This window comes from Thermoactinomyces daqus (genome assembly GCF_000763315.1).
Classification (GTDB): Bacteria; Bacillota; Bacilli; order Thermoactinomycetales; family Thermoactinomycetaceae; genus Thermoactinomyces_A; species Thermoactinomyces_A daqus.
Map to the genome: position 1 here is coordinate 36,545 of NZ_JPST01000009.1, position 14,436 is coordinate 50,980.

Below are 14,436 nucleotides of genomic sequence, written 5' to 3' on the forward strand. Positions count from 1 at the left end.
AAGGAAAGGAAAATGGAACATGACGGTAAAAATGAGAGAAGCGCTTCCGGGACATTTATTGTACGATTTGTACGATGATGCGGAGATGACGATCCATTATCTGATTGATTCCTATGAGGAATGGAAGCAGAACTGGCGGCAGGTTCCGCTTAAAGTGACGGAAGCGCTGGAGGCGGTCGGGGCCAGATTCAGGCATGACCAGCATTTGATTGAGAAGCGCAGGCGGGAGATATTAATGGAACTGAAGCAACATTTTCCTGAAGTCTGGCAATATTTCCACCCGAACGGCGAATTCAGCCGCTACCATTGGGATTATGCCCGCTCTGCCTTTTGGTGCCGCCTCCGTTTCAAGCAGATAGGATCAGCAGGGGAAGAGGGCGATTTGGAATATTAATGAGGCAAAATCCGGTCAGGATGAGTATAAATATTGCATTTGCGGTTTCGCATAAATCCGACGGTCGTAATTCCCAGCTCATCAGCCAGGGTGAGCGCCAAATCGGTGGGGGCGGATTTGGACAACAGGATGCCGACGCCGATTTTGGCTGCTTTTAACAGGATTTCCGATGAAATGCGCCCGCTGAAAGCCGCCAGCTTATCATGAAGCGGAATCGGGGAGCGCAGCCAGTGGCCGTAAAGTTTATCCAGTGCATTGTGCCGCCCGATGTCCGTACGCATGGCAAGAATCTGACTGCGGTCGCACAATGCGGCATTATGAACTCCGCCGGTCTGTCGAAAGCAATTGGACCGGCTGTGCATCATCTCCATCAGCTGAAAGCATTCGTCCAGCGTAACGACCGCCCGGCTGGTTACGGTTTTTGCCGTTTTCACGTCGTTGTGAAAATAAAAGGATTGTCTGCTCTTGCCGCAACAGGAGCCGATAAAGCGTTTGGAATAAAATTCTCGGGCTTGAGGGGATGGATTCCTCGTTTCCGCATAAGCAAACCCGCCTTTGTAATCGAGTGAAAGTGCTTTGAGATCGGATGAAGCCCGAATCACACCCTCGGCGGCGAGGAATCCGTACACGAGATCTTCCACATCGACCGGACTGCAGACGATGGTGGCAAATTCAATTCCATTCAGCATGATGGTCAGCGGATATTCCACGACAATATCATCTTCCACAGGTTCCAGCTCTGATTCATGGCAGCGAATCACCGGACGGCGGATCGATTGCTCCATAACCATACGCCCCTTTATAAAAGTTGAATCGTTTGAGAAATAAAATATCTCGTTTTATAATGATTATATCGTATCTCTAATGAAATTTTTCAGTTGGGAAAAACCTTAGTCTTTTGACAACCGGAAATTAAATGATGAGACATTTCAGGAAAAAGAGGGGAGAACAGTGGGGGAGACAAAACATACCGGGCCGGTCAAGCTGCCGAAATGGCCTGATCCCAAATTGTGGGTCAGCCCGATGCCTTTTGGATTGGGAAAGCTGAAACCGCACCATTTGCGGGATACGCTGAAAGTGGTTTGGGAAAATCGCGACCAGCTGGAGTTTGCGGCGCGCATTTTGACTAAGGGCGTCTGCGACGGGTGTGCGCTGGGAGTGGCCGGCTTGAGAGATCAGACATTGGCCGGCATGCATCTGTGTACAACGCGTTTAAATCTGCTGCGACTCAATACGATGCCGGCGATCCGGCCCGATGTCCTTCATCGCGATATTGACGAACTACGTAAGTTGGACAGTACGGCGCTGCGAAAGCTGGGAAGAATTCCTTATCCGCTGCTCCGTTTAAAAGGGGAGCGTTCGTTTCGGAGGATCAGCTGGGATGAAGCATTACGGTACATCGCGGCGAAGGTGAAGGCGATTGATCCGAAGCAGATGGCGTTTTATTTGACCTCACGGGGGATTCCCAACGAAACTTATTATGTTGCCGCCAAAGTCGCCCGTTTTTTGGGCACCAACAACATTGACAACGCTTCTCGGATTTGTCACTCTCCTTCCAAGACAGCCCTGAAGCGGTCACTCGGAATCGGGGCATCCAGCTGCAGCTACAAGGATTGGATCGGGACGGATGTGCTCGTCTTCTGGGGGAGCGTTGCGGCCAATAATCAACCGGTCTCAACCAAATACATGTACGCTGCCAAACGAAAAGGGACCAAAATCATCGTGATTAACCCTTATCACGAACCGGCGATGGATCAATACTGGATTCCGTCGATTCCTGATTCCGCCCTGTTTGGGACAAAAATTGCGGATGATTTTTACCAGGTCAACATCGGCGGCGATATTGCCTTTATGAACGGCGTGATAAAGCATTGGTTTGAAATGGAAGAAAAAAATCCCGGCTCTGCGATCCGGCATGATTTTGTGCGCGAGCATGTGAACGGTCTGCCGGAATTGAAACAGCATGTACAGCAATACAGCTGGGAAGTGCTGGAGGAGTCGTCCGGATTGACGCGCGAACGGATGAAAGAGTTTGCCGAATTGTTGGCCAAAGCGGACTCCGCTGTTTTTGTCTGGTCGATGGGACTGACGCAACACCGCTTCGGTACCGATAATGTTTCCCAAGTCGTCAATTTGGCTCTGCTGCGCGGGTTTATCGGCCGGGAACACTGCGGGGTGATGCCGATCCGGGGCCATTCCGGCGTGCAGGGGTCAGGTGAGATGGGAGCCGATCCCTTCAGTTTGCCCGGCGGCGATTTCTCCGATGAAAACGTGGCCAGAATCGAACGGATCTGGGGGTTTCCGCTCCCGCGCTGGCAGGGGGATATCGTGGGGATATCATTGGAAAATGCGCTGTTGCCGGAGGATCATCAGCGAAAGCTGAAGCTTTTTTATACCTCCGGTGGCAATTTCCTGGAAACGATGCCGGACCCCGATTTTATGAGAAAGTGTTTGGAGAATATCGAAGTCCGCGTGCATCAGGATATTATTTTGAACACCTCCACTTTGACCGATGCCAAAGAAGCGGTTCTTGTTTTGCCGGCGATGACCCGGTATGAGATTCCGGGCGGGGTGACATCTACATCGACGGAACGGATGGTTTATTTTTCTCCGGAAATTGAAGGGCCCCGAATTGAAGAAGCGAGGCCGGAGTGGGAAATTTACCGGGATCTGGCGGCGCTTGTCCGTCCGGAGCAGAAGCGGCTGATTTGGTTTGAGACGACTTCGCAGATTCGGGAGGAGATCGCCAAGGCGGCGCCCGATTATGAGGGGATTCAAAACCTCCGGAAGCAGGGCGATGTCTTTCAGTGGGGCGGAGCCTGGCTGTGCGAGGGAGGAGAATGTCCCACCCCCGACGGACGCGGCCGATTGATTCCGATCGAATTGCCGGAGCGTAGAAAGGAGGAGGGACAGTTTTATGTCACTTCACGCCGGGGGAAACAGTTTAACTCCATGATTTATAACACGAGGGATCCTTTTAACGATGCTGATCGCTACGATGTTTTGATGAACCCCGACGATGCCGGAAGCCTTGGCATTGCGGAGGGAGAAGCGGTTGTCGTCCACAACGCGTATGGAATATTTCACGGACGGGCCAAATTTGCGCGAATCAAGGCGGGAAATCTTGAAGTGCACTGGCCTGAAGGAAATGTGCTTTTTCCCAAGGGCGTTTACGAAAAGTTTGCCGGCATCCCCGAATACAACGCGGCCGCTGTTTTGGAAAAGGCGGAAACGTTCCATGCGCATAAAGACCGAAAGTATATCAAAAAGCGGATCAAAGAATTGGACCTGGAGATTACATAGCGATCCGCTTTTCATCTGAGACGTTTCCGATTTGACAATTGATGCAATCGAATTTAGAATAAAAGCAATAAATAATGTGGAAAGGAACGGTACTTCGAGCGATGGACAACTAATTCTGCTTGGTTGAAGCGAAATTTCATTTGCAGAAATTTGCTTTCCGGAGCAGGATTCGTATGCCCATAGTTCGATGTGCCTTTTTTTGTGCCATATGTCAACGCCTTAAAACCTTGTGTTTTTTGGCGTATTTGGGATACGAATGCCTCTCTGGAAATAGGGAGGTTTTTTTGTGTTTGTATTGGAGACTTATCAACTGAAAAAGTGGGTGGCGGATCGTTTGCTTTTCTCCCTGGAGCGCTTGCAGATTAAAGCAGGGCAAAAAATAGGGGTTGTCGGGGTCAATGGTGCGGGCAAAACCACTTTGCTCCGGGTTTTGTCCGGGGAGTTGCCACCCGACGAGGGCAAGGTGTTGTCCCAGGGGACGACGGGCTGGATTCGGCAAATGGAGGAACAGGAGCGTTTGGAGGATGGCCCATCTGCTTTGAGCGGCGGGGAACGGACAAGGCGAAAGGTGATCCGTGCACTGGCGGAGAAACCGGAGCTCCTTTTTGCCGATGAACTGACCAGCCATCTGGATACAGAGTCGGTGGAATGGCTGGAAAAAGAACTGATCAAATATCCGGGAGCCGTTCTCCTGATTTCCCACGACCGCGCTTTGCTGGATGCGGTTTGCACCAAAATCATCGAGGTGGAAAACGGAAAGGTTCGTCTGTATCACGGAAACTACAGCGAATATCGTCGGCAGAAGGAAGAGGAGCTGGAACGTGCCCGTTTTGAATATGAACAGTATGTGGCAGAAAAAAAGAGGCTGACGAAGGTGGTTGCTGAGAAGAAGCAGAAAGCCCGTTCGATGGAAAAGCCGCCCAAGGGAATGAGCGCGTCTGAGGCAAGATTGATATCCAACAAAGGAAAGGCGAATTCAGCCAGGGCAAAGATGGAAAAACAAGCGAAAGCGATCGAGTCCCGGATCGAGAAACTTGCCAAAAAGGAAAAGCCGGTGGAACTGCCGACGGTTCAGTTCGATTTAAATGTTTATCGTCCCATTAAAGGGAAAAATGCGCTCAGGATTGAAAACATGAGCAAACGCTTTGAGAAAAAAGTGTTGTTTCACCAGCTTACCTGTACCATTCCCAACGGCAAGAAAGTGGCTGTTCTGGGCAAAAACGGGGTTGGCAAATCCACCCTGCTTCAGATGATTGCATCTGGGGCAGACGGGGTTCACCTTCCTCCTTCGGCGAAAATCGGCTACTTCCATCAACAATTGGCCAATCTCGATGAAACGAAGTCAATTCTCGACAATGTGAGAGAGAGCAGCCCTTATTCTGAACAGCTGATTCGCACTGTTCTGGCACGTCTTTTGTTTCAGCGCGAAGCAGTTTATAAAACGGTTGGTGTGCTGAGCGGGGGAGAAAAGGTAAAAGTGGCACTGGCCAAGGTGTTTTTAAGCGATGCAAATCTGTTGTTGCTCGATGAACCGACCAACTTTTTGGATATCTTCACCCGTGAACAGCTGGAAACGGTTTTGCAGGCTTATCCGGGAACCATCCTCTTTGCCTCCCACGACCGTCAATTGATCCGGAAGCTGGCCGACCACATGCTGATTCTGCGCAATGGAAAAGCGATGTACGTTGCCGAGGGATACGACGAATATCAAACCCGTCTGAATCGGAAGTCACTCCATTCCGAACAAAGCCTGAAAGAGCGTCTGCTAAAGGTGGAAACGGAGTTGACGCAGATCCTGGGCCGCTTGTCCATGCCGCAAAAGGAGGATGACGTGGAACAGCTCGAACAGCGGTACCAGGCGCTGCTAAAAGAAGTGAAGCAACTGCGGGAAATGAAATCGTAAAATGAAAAGAGAAATGAAAGGAGCAGAAGTGAATCATTTCTGCTCCCCATCTTCATCAACCGGCAGAAAGCGGAAGATCAGGAGGCTTAAAATGTGGTCAGGCTATTTCTCCATCCCGGCAGGAATTTTACTTATTTTGTATAAAATGTAAATAAAACGGAAATTCACAGCCGGGAGGGGAATAGCGTCATGTCGTATGACAACAGAGAAAAAAAGAAACGGGATACAGGGACAACCAAGGTGATTTCGAAATTTTCGAATGTTCCGGAGGACTATGTCAGAGAGCGTTTGACCAAAGAAAAAAGAGAGTGGATTTTCTCGAAAATAAGGGATTTTTTAAAAGAATTTTATCGAAAACAGGAAAGCAAGTGAAAAGCGGCTTTTCCGGAATCCGGTCACCCCGGTCGGATGTGACAATGGCAAGGCATGAAGCAAAGAAAAAAGCCCGCTCCGTACAGGCTGCGGGCTGGTCTGGTGATCCGGAAATCGCGTCTTCCCGGTTCAGCCGCCGATATAGGACATTTCGATTTTTTTTCTGTTTTTCCCATCACCGGTCAGGAATCGTTCTTCAGAGTAGCGGTCTGCCCGTTTTGCCCACAGTTTTTCGATAAACCGGCGAAGTTTTTCGTCGTCTGCACCTTGCCGCATGAAATCCCGCAGGTTGAAGCCCTCCGTCGCAAAGAGGCACGTGTATAAAAAACCGTCGGAAGAGAGGCGCAGTCGGGTGCAGGAGGAACAAAAAGGCTGGGTGATCGAAGGGATCATTCCGACTTCGGTTTCGGTTCCCTGATAGCGGTAACGCGTGGCAACTTCGCCAAAATAAGCGGGGTTGATCGCTTCAAGCGGCATTTCGGCATGAATGCGACTGATGATTTCCTGCTTGGAGATTACCTGGTCTGCATTCCAACCGTTGCTGTTGCCGACATCCATAAATTCAATAAAGCGGACAACCAATTCCCGTTCGCGGAAATATCGGGCCACCTCAACGATTTCCGTGTCATTCACTCCTTTGATCACCACCATGTTCACTTTCACCGAAAGCCCTGCCTTCTGTGCGGCTTCGATTCCTTGCAATACGTCGCGTACACTGTAATTTCGGGAGTTCAGCCGATGAAAGGTATCATCGCGCAAAGTGTCGAGACTGACATTGATTCGCTTGAGACCGGCCTGTTTCAGCGGGGCAGCGAATTTCGTCAGTAAAACGCCATTGGTGGTCATGGCGAGATCTTGCAGCGGTTTTATGTCGGCGAGCATTTCGATGAGGTGGACAATTCCCTGCCTGAGCAAGGGTTCGCCTCCGGTGATCCGGATTTTGGAAACGCCCAGTTCCGTGAAGATGTGTGCCAAGCGGACGATTTCCTCAAACGTTAACAATTTTTCTTTCGGAAGAAACGAAAATCCCGAACCGAACAATTCTTCCGGCATGCAATAGCGACAGCGGAAATTGCAACGGTCGGTCACGGAAATACGCAAATCCCGCAGAGGGCGACCCAGCGAATCGACGATGGGTTTCAATTTTTTCATCTCCTTTTACCTGAGCGGCTCACCCGCCGCTGATCGGCGGAATCAAGGCCACTTCATCCTTCGTTCCGATGATTGTCTCTTCACGGGCGTATTCCTGATTGACGGCAATCATGCAAGTCTCAATCAGTTCCCGGCATTCGGGATACTGCCGGCCCAGCTCGCGGCGAAGGGCAGAGACCGTCATGTTTTCCACGGCGGTAATACTGATCGAGTTCCCCAGTTTCTCCCCGATTTCAGCAAAACACAAAATGCGGATCATTTCCTCTCTTCCCCCCTGGCCCCTGATTGGCTGCTAACCCAGAAGGAGCCATCTTCACCGTGCTCTTTTTTCCAGATCGGTACCAGTTCTTTTATTTTTTCGATGGCGTACCGGCAACCTTTGAACGAAGCATCGCGATGGGGAGAGGAAACGGCAATGGCCACAGCCACGTCGCCGATTTCCAGCCGTCCGATGCGGTGGACGATCGCGATTTTGCTGCAGTCAAACTTCCCCAGTGTTTCTTCACCGATTTTTTGCAGCATTTTTTCTGCCATCTCCTGATAAGCTTCATACTCGAGAAAGATCGTTTTTTTTCCGTTTGTCAGTTCGCGCACCGTTCCCATGAAGGTGGTGATCGCGCCGCAATTGCGATCCTGAACCCATTCAATCAAAGGAGAAAGTTCGATTTTTTCGCGGGTGACCGAAAAATTTTTCATGTTGCTTCCACTCCCATAATCCTGAGCAAATATTCAATGCACTTTTCCTGATCATGGACGAACCAATACGGGCACGGGATGGCCCCATCCAACGGAACGCGGGTGAGCACAGCGATAATCCGGTTCAGTTCTTTCAATTGCTCCCATTCTTCCTTTGTGTTAATCAATACAACTTTGGGATGATTTTCATGTTTAAAACCTTCAACCAGGATGAGATCCACTTCACCCATAGAGGATATCAGGTCGGCAAGGGCAGACGGCCGCCTTGAAAACACAGCCGTTTGCGATGCGGAAGTGATGCTGACCGGGTCTGCACCGGCCTGGCTCAATTTCCACGAATCGGTGCCCTCCCGGTCGAAAGTGAAGTCATGCCCGTCATGTCTGATTGCGCCGACACGAAGGCCGCGTTTGGTCCATTCCTGAATCAGGCGGCAACAAAAAGTGGTTTTGCCGGCGTTCTTGAAACCGACAACTTGGATGATTCGCTTCGTCACAATATCACTCCAGTTTTTTAAGCATCAGCACTTGCACTTGATCCCCTTTTTTGACACCGCGCCCGCCGGGCGGAACGATGATCAGGCAGTTGGTGTCGCGGATGGTCAGCGTAACGCTTGATTTTTCCAACCCGGCTGGTCGCACGTAAACCCGGCCGTCTTCGATCTGATAAATTCCCCGGACATACCGCTCAAAGCCGGAAGGCTTGGTAAAATCGACAGCCATGGATGCTGTGATCAGCGGCAAGTCGAACTCCGTTTTCCCCATCATCCCCAGGATCACCGGACGAACAAAAAGCTCAAACCCGACGAAGCAGGCACCCGGGTTTCCGGAAAGCGCGAACAGGAACCGATTATTTCTCACGCCGACAGTCGTGGGACTTCCCGGGCGCATGGCCAATTTATTGAAAAGCATCTGTCCGTCCCAGCGTTCAAAAATGTCGACGAGGATATCGTAATCACCGACAGACACCCCGCCGGTGGTGATCACGAGATCCGCTGTTTCCATCGCCTGTAAAATGGCGGTTTGCGCTTGGGAGACATCGTCAGGCAAAATCGGCTGCATGAGAGGTTCGGCGCCGCAGTCAAGGAGCAGGCTGTACAACATGTAACTGTTGCTGTTGCGGATCTTCCCGGGTTCGAGGGGCGCATCTGCTTCCAAAAGTTCCGAACCGGTGGCAAAAATGGCAACTCTGGGTTTGCGGTAAACTTTTACTTGCGCATGGCCAAACGTCGCGAGCAAGGCGATTTCACCTGGTCCGATCCGCCGGCCTTTATGTAACAGAAGGGTTCCTTGCTCCAGTTCTTCCCCGATCGCAGCCACATTGGTGCCCGGGGCGATTTCCCGTTCGACACCGACATAGGTTTCGCCGTTTTTTACGGCCGTTTGTGTCATCTCCAGCATGACGACCGCATCGGCGCTGTCCGGAACAGCTGCCCCCGTCATAATTCTCGATGCGGTGGTGTCGGTGATTTCACAGCGCGGAACGTTGCCGCAAGGGATTGTTTCCAATACTTTCAGCCAGACGGGATTTTCTTTGGTGGCCCCTTTCGTGGCCCGCGCCTGGATGGCGAATCCGTCCATACTCGAGCGGCGGAAATGGGGAAGCGGAATCGGTGCGGTGATCTCCTCGGCCAGGGTGCGTCCGTGACACTGGGACAAGGGGAGAATTTCCGTGTCCAGTTCGTTGATATGCGGAAGCAGCCGGGCCCTGGCTTCTTTTACTTTGACAATTTCACGCTGAAAACGCACAAAACCCCTCCTTTTTCAATCGTGATTGGTGTTGCCGGCCAACAGGGCAAGGGCATGGGGGAGTACGGGCCGGATGATTGCAAAGCATTCTTCCACGCCTTTGGGACTTCCGGGTAGATTGATGATCAGGGTCTGATTGCGGATTCCGGCAACAGCGCGGGACAGGATGGCGAATTTCGTCTGTTTCAGCGTCTCCATGCGCATCGCTTCGCACAGTCCGGGCGCTTCTTTATGAATGACGGCCCGGGTGGCTTCCGGTGTGACGTCCCGTGGGGCAAACCCGGTACCGCCGGTGGTGAAGACGAGCTGGCATCCGGTTTCATCCGCCAATTTTTTCAATGTTTGTTCGATTCGAGCTTGTTCATCAGGGACGATTTCATAAGCACACAAATCCCAATCCCGGCATAACTCTTTCAACAATGCGCCGCTTTTGTCGTCTTGTTCTCCTCTGGTGCACCGGTCGCTGACAGTGACGATCCCCACGCGAATGCTCATCTGCCGTCACCTGTCTTTCCGTCAAATTGAAAATGCCCGTTTTTTCCGCCTTGTTTTTCCGCCAGATGAGTCGGACCGATCACCATCTCAGGATCAATCGCTTTGCACATATCATAAATGGTCAAGGCGGCGATGCTGGCAGCCGTTAAGGCTTCCATTTCCACACCCGTCACGCCGACCGTTTTGACTGTCGCGATAATCTCAATTTCCTGCTCGGAGAGAAAATCAAACCGGAGGTCGATTCCGGTCGTAAAAATGGGGTGGCACATCGGAATCAGTTCCGCCGTTTTCTTGGCAGCCATGATTCCTGCGACTTGGGCGACGGCCAAGACATCTCCTTTTGCCATTTTTCCTTGTTTAATTATTTGCAGTGTCTCCGGTTTCATGGTAACCTTGCTTTTCGCCACCGCAATTCGTTCTGTCGCTTTCTTATGAGAAACATCAACCATTTTCGCCCGGTTTTGTTCGTTGAAATGGGTGAGCATGCTTAACCTCCTTCGGGCTGCGGATAAAACCGGCCTCTCAAGCGTGGCGCGGGCCGGATCAATTTTTCTTGAGCTCCCGTCTCTTTTTAAGGATATAGTTAACCGATCATCAAAGTAAAGTATATCCTTTGCATTAAAAAGGAAGAGGAGGCAGAGGATGAATACGGAAAATCCCATTGACCAGGGGACGGGGGCGCAATGGGATCTGGAGAGGACGATAAGGGCTTCATCATTTTTGCCTGCCCGGCAGGTGTTGAACGAAGAGCAGCAAGGCAAAAGAAAGCGCGGCAGAACACAGTGCCCACAAAAGGGCAAGCCGGTTTTGCCCCGATTCGATCGCCATGTACATCGCCATCGGCAAGGTCTGGGTCCGACCGGGAATATTTCCGGCGACGAGCAGCGTAGCGCCGAATTCTCCCAAACTGCGTGCAAAACCGAGGATCACCGCAGTGATCATGGCGCGCCTGGACAACGGGAGATAAATATGGAGGAACACCTGCCAGTCATTCGCTCCGTCACACTTGGCTGCAAATTCAAGTTCCGGGTCGAGGGAGGAAAATGCGGTTTTAAATGTTTGATAGACGAGCGGGAATGAGACGACCACGGCCGCTGCAACAGCTCCCCAATAAGTAAAGATAAACGGGATCGGCAGGAAACGTTCCAGTCCGTCCTTGCCCAGCACGGCCAGCAAAAACAGACCGACGGCCGTGGGAGGAAGGACGAGCGGAAGCAGGAGACAGGTTTCGAGCAGACTTTTGCCGCGAAAAGATGTTCGGGCCATGATCCAGGCAAATAAAATGCCCGTCAAAATCTCGATCAGTGTGGCCAATAAGGCAATGCGGATCGAGATAATGATCGGACTCCAGAATGACTCAACCAATGAAAAACACCTCTACTGCTGCTTTGTTACGAAGCCATACTTGTGTAAAATAAGAATGGATTGTTTTGATAATAAAAACTTTTCATATTCCGCGGCAATTCCGGCCTGTTTGGTCTGTTTGACCGTGCCGACAAAGTATTGGATCGGTTGGTGGCTGTTTTCGGGCAAGGTTTGGACGATCCGCACTTTTTTCGATGTCAGCGCATCGGTTTTATACACGATTCCGGCATTGACCTGTCCTTGTTCCACATAGGTCAAAACTTGTCGCACATCTTTGCCGAACACGAATTTGTGTTTCAGATCGTCCCACAGATGAAAAGAATGCAATGCCTGATCAGCATACCTGCCGGCGGGGACGAATTTGGGTTCGCCGATGGCCACCCATTTGACACGGGGAGCCGTAAGGTCATTCAGCGACTGGAGATGATCGCTGCCTGTTTTCGGCTCAATTAATACGAGGGAGTTGCCGGCGAAAGAATGGACCGTTTGCTTCAGAATCAGATTTTTGCCGGTCAGGGCATCCATCTCTTTTTTGCCGGCAGACAGATAAACATCAACCGGTGCCCCTTTTTCAATCTGCTGTTTCAGAGAACCCGAAGCGCCGAAGTTGACCTTTACGTCCACTTGCGGATGCGATGCTTCAAATTTGCGTGTGATTTCCGAAACGGCATCGCTCATGCTTGCCGGTGCGGAAACAATCAGGGTTGCTTTGCCGGAGGAAGGGCTGCATCCTGTAACAAGACCGCTGAGCAGCATGAAAAACGCGAACATACGAATCATGAAGTCATGAGCCGATCGAATGATGCATCAGCCTTTCCATATGATAGAAGTTTCTTGATCATATTAATGAATAAAATCGAAATCGTCAATCTGCTGAGAAGCAAATCAGGAGGTGGGTTGATTGCTCTCGGGTGTCATTTTGGCAGGAGGGGAAAACCGGAGGATGAACGGGAGAGTAAAAGCGCTTCTGCCTTTTGAGGACAGTACCTTTTTGCAGGTGAGCTGAGGGAAATGAAAAAAGTGTGTGCGGAAGTTTTGGTGGTGACCAATCAGCCGGATTTGTTTTCTTTTGCCCTGGATGAACAGGTGCGGGTCATCTGGGATCGCACTCCGGGATTGGGGCCGCTGGGAGGGATGGAGGCCGCATTTGACGAGGTTCGCCAACGTGACGTCTGGATTGTCGGGTGCGACATGCCTTTCCTGTCCGGGGAAGTGGCGCAAGCATTGGCTGAATTGCGCACACGGTCATCATATGACGCCGTGATCCCTGTCATAAAGGGAAAAATCCAACCCCTGCATGCCATTTACCACCGGGACAGCGGAAAAGGGATTTCCCGCCTGCTGCAAAAGGGAATGCGGCAGGTAAAGCATTTTTTGGATTCAATTCATTGTTGTTATGTAGAGGAAACTTTTTTTGAGAACCGGTCACTCCCCGTTCAGTTTGCGGAAAATGTCAATACGCCGGAAAATTACCAAAAAATCTTGGACGGGGGCCGGGGGATTAATTAGATTCCTTTCTTTTGCCACTGCTTGGTCACTTCGCGAATGCGGTCCAACTGTTCCCAGTAATTGTGAAGCGCAGTTTTTCCTTCATGGGAGATCCGGATTGTCGTGTGAGGGATTTTTTTGCGTACAAACTGCTTGCTGATAGCGACATAGCCCGCTTTTTCCAATTTGGAAAGATGGGAAGACAAATTCCCTTTCGTCAATCCGGTCAATTCCTGCAAGAAGAGGAATTCGGCCATGGTACAGGCATCCAGCGCACTCATGATCGCCAGCCGGGCTGGTTCGTGAATCAATTTGTCCAAGCGGGTCATCTCTTTAAACGGCATCATCGGTGATCGCCTCCCTTAATTGATCTATCTGTTTAACCAGTTTGTATTATAAACCAGAGCGGAGTGAAAGAAAACACCTTCAGATCCCGGTAAACAAAACCCAGGAGATGAAAGTTAAAGCATGGGATGGTTTTCACCTTCACAAAAAAGAGTCTCCTTGTCATGTCAACCACTGGTTTATGCATAATGGTCTGATCGTTACGCCAAATCCACGCGTTTCTTCTCATTTTCTTTGCATGGACTGAGGAATCGTCCTTTTCGTCTTTTTCAAGATCCTAAACCTCATCAAAAATGACGCATGGATGGATAATATGATCCGAAGATTTCCGTTGTTTAACCCCGCTTATTTATCATCATGCGAATCCATATGGAAAGGACGATCTTGATATGAGGAATAAGGGACCACTCTGTAAAAGAGTGGTTTTATGTTACTGCTGGTAGACTGTCTCCAAAATGAGTTATAGATCAACGCCCTCCCTCTTTTTTTCCCTCAACAATTACTGAAGAGATCCCGGTCGCTTTTACATGGGTTCTAAGTAAGGCTTCCGCTTCAGTAAGTGCAGGTGAGAGACCATCACCTGAAAAGCTGATAATCACCATCATGATCTGCCTTGTGTGAAGCGAAATCATGGCCCTTTCCGAGTCGCTGGTCGGGGAGCCGAAAGGCCCGTGTTCATCTTCGAAAACCGGGAGGTTCTCAAGGTTGATGTTCGACTTGCCTATACCTTTGTATGACTGTCCTGGTTCACCGACACGAAACGTAAAGGGTGGCACTAATTTGGATAAGTCATAAGTACCAACCGGGTGCAGCGTTTTCAGCGAGATTAAATTATTGATGTCAACGATAGTATTGACCTGGTACAATCCCTTGCCTTGAAGTACACGGCGCAGCAAGGCTTCCGAAGAACCTCGATAACGGGATGGGTCTTTTCCAAGGATTTTATAGACGTTTCGTAACGATGCAATCGGAGAGAGGCCGGTGATGTTAGCCCCCGTATAAGTTTTTTTGATTATAGAAATTTGATTGGTGATCTTGCCCCACAGTTCTTCATCATATTCTGTGTTCTGAACTGTAGCGGTCAAAATACCCAGTTTTAGTTGTGGGGCCGCATCTGACAAAGCAGGATCGATATGAATTGGTTTGACCATGTTATACCCTCCCTCAATAAATTAAG

15 protein-coding genes and 1 pseudogene are annotated in these 14,436 nt (G+C 50.4%); 4 read left to right on the top strand and 12 right to left on the bottom strand.

Features of this window, described 5'->3' with window-relative positions:
* Window positions 1–19 precede the first annotated feature (19 nt).
* Window positions 20–394 carry a hypothetical protein gene (locus tag JG50_RS0104455; protein WP_033099917.1) on the top strand — a complete coding sequence of 125 codons (375 nt, stop codon included), beginning with the start codon at window positions 20–22 and terminating at the stop codon, window positions 392–394.
* Here the strand turns inward: JG50_RS0104455 and fdhD are convergent.
* Complete coding sequence (fdhD, locus tag JG50_RS0104460; protein ID WP_052153995.1) at window positions 391–1,179, bottom strand: formate dehydrogenase accessory sulfurtransferase FdhD; 789 nt, start codon at window positions 1,177–1,179, stop codon at window positions 391–393. The two genes, JG50_RS0104455 and fdhD, sit on opposite strands and share 4 nt — an antisense overlap.
* Window positions 1,180–1,345: 166 nt before the next feature.
* Here fdhD and JG50_RS0104465 point away from each other — a divergent pair, with 166 nt between their 5' ends.
* Window positions 1,346–3,697, top strand: coding sequence for an FdhF/YdeP family oxidoreductase (locus JG50_RS0104465; protein WP_033099918.1), 2,352 nt, complete (start codon window positions 1,346–1,348; stop codon window positions 3,695–3,697).
* 286 nt (window positions 3,698–3,983) lie between these two features.
* Complete coding sequence (abc-f, locus tag JG50_RS0104470) at window positions 3,984–5,600, top strand: ribosomal protection-like ABC-F family protein (protein WP_033099919.1); 1,617 nt, start codon at window positions 3,984–3,986, stop codon at window positions 5,598–5,600.
* A gap of 501 nt (window positions 5,601–6,101) precedes the next feature.
* On the opposite strand, the gene moaA is transcribed toward abc-f, so the two are convergent.
* The 9 genes from moaA to modA all read right to left on the bottom strand — a co-directional run bounded on the left by moaA (window position 6,102) and on the right by modA (window position 12,206).
* On the bottom strand, window positions 6,102–7,115 hold the full coding sequence (gene moaA, locus JG50_RS0104480) for a GTP 3',8-cyclase MoaA (RefSeq protein ID WP_033099921.1): 1,014 nt from the start codon (window positions 7,113–7,115) through the stop codon (window positions 6,102–6,104).
* A 28-nt stretch (window positions 7,116–7,143) separates the two neighbouring features.
* A complete protein-coding gene (gene moaD / locus JG50_RS0104485) occupies window positions 7,144–7,383 on the bottom strand; it encodes a molybdopterin converting factor subunit 1 (protein WP_033099922.1) in 240 nt (79 codons plus the stop codon).
* Window positions 7,380–7,820 (bottom strand): molybdenum cofactor biosynthesis protein MoaE, encoded by a 441-nt coding sequence (locus JG50_RS0104490; protein WP_033099923.1) that lies wholly within the window; start codon window positions 7,818–7,820, stop codon window positions 7,380–7,382. The genes moaD and JG50_RS0104490 overlap by 4 nt, the downstream gene beginning before the upstream one ends.
* Window positions 7,817–8,314 (bottom strand): molybdopterin-guanine dinucleotide biosynthesis protein B, encoded by a 498-nt coding sequence (mobB, locus tag JG50_RS0104495; RefSeq protein WP_160173804.1) that lies wholly within the window; start codon window positions 8,312–8,314, stop codon window positions 7,817–7,819. The genes JG50_RS0104490 and mobB overlap by 4 nt, the downstream gene beginning before the upstream one ends.
* 4 nt (window positions 8,315–8,318) lie before the next feature.
* Window positions 8,319–9,566, bottom strand: a complete 1,248-nt coding sequence (locus tag JG50_RS0104500; protein WP_033099925.1) for a molybdopterin molybdotransferase MoeA — start codon at window positions 9,564–9,566, stop codon at window positions 8,319–8,321.
* A gap of 15 nt (window positions 9,567–9,581) precedes the next feature.
* Window positions 9,582–10,061 (bottom strand): molybdopterin adenylyltransferase, encoded by a 480-nt coding sequence (gene mog / locus JG50_RS0104505; RefSeq protein WP_033099926.1) that lies wholly within the window; start codon window positions 10,059–10,061, stop codon window positions 9,582–9,584.
* Window positions 10,058–10,546, bottom strand: a complete 489-nt coding sequence (gene moaC, locus JG50_RS0104510; protein WP_033099927.1) for a cyclic pyranopterin monophosphate synthase MoaC — start codon at window positions 10,544–10,546, stop codon at window positions 10,058–10,060. The genes mog and moaC overlap by 4 nt, the downstream gene beginning before the upstream one ends.
* 229 nt (window positions 10,547–10,775) lie before the next feature.
* Window positions 10,776–11,426 (bottom strand): molybdate ABC transporter permease subunit, encoded by a 651-nt coding sequence (modB, locus tag JG50_RS0104515; protein ID WP_033099928.1) that lies wholly within the window; start codon window positions 11,424–11,426, stop codon window positions 10,776–10,778.
* Between the two features lie 12 nt (window positions 11,427–11,438).
* Window positions 11,439–12,206 (bottom strand): molybdate ABC transporter substrate-binding protein, encoded by a 768-nt coding sequence (gene modA, locus JG50_RS0104520; protein ID WP_033099929.1) that lies wholly within the window; start codon window positions 12,204–12,206, stop codon window positions 11,439–11,441.
* A 163-nt stretch (window positions 12,207–12,369) separates the two neighbouring features.
* Between modA and mobA the strand changes: the two are divergent.
* Window positions 12,370–12,935, top strand: a pseudogene (gene mobA, locus JG50_RS18070) (molybdenum cofactor guanylyltransferase).
* On the opposite strand, the gene JG50_RS0104530 reads toward mobA, so the two are convergent.
* Window positions 12,932–13,261: a transcriptional regulator gene (locus tag JG50_RS0104530; RefSeq protein ID WP_033099930.1), complete on the bottom strand. Its 330-nt coding sequence runs from the start codon at window positions 13,259–13,261 to the stop codon at window positions 12,932–12,934. The pseudogene mobA and the gene JG50_RS0104530 overlap by 4 nt on opposite strands.
* Window positions 13,262–13,726: 465 nt before the next feature.
* On the bottom strand, window positions 13,727–14,410 hold the full coding sequence (locus JG50_RS0104535; protein ID WP_033099931.1) for a B3/B4 domain-containing protein: 684 nt from the start codon (window positions 14,408–14,410) through the stop codon (window positions 13,727–13,729).
* Window positions 14,411–14,436: the final 26 nt, after the last annotated feature.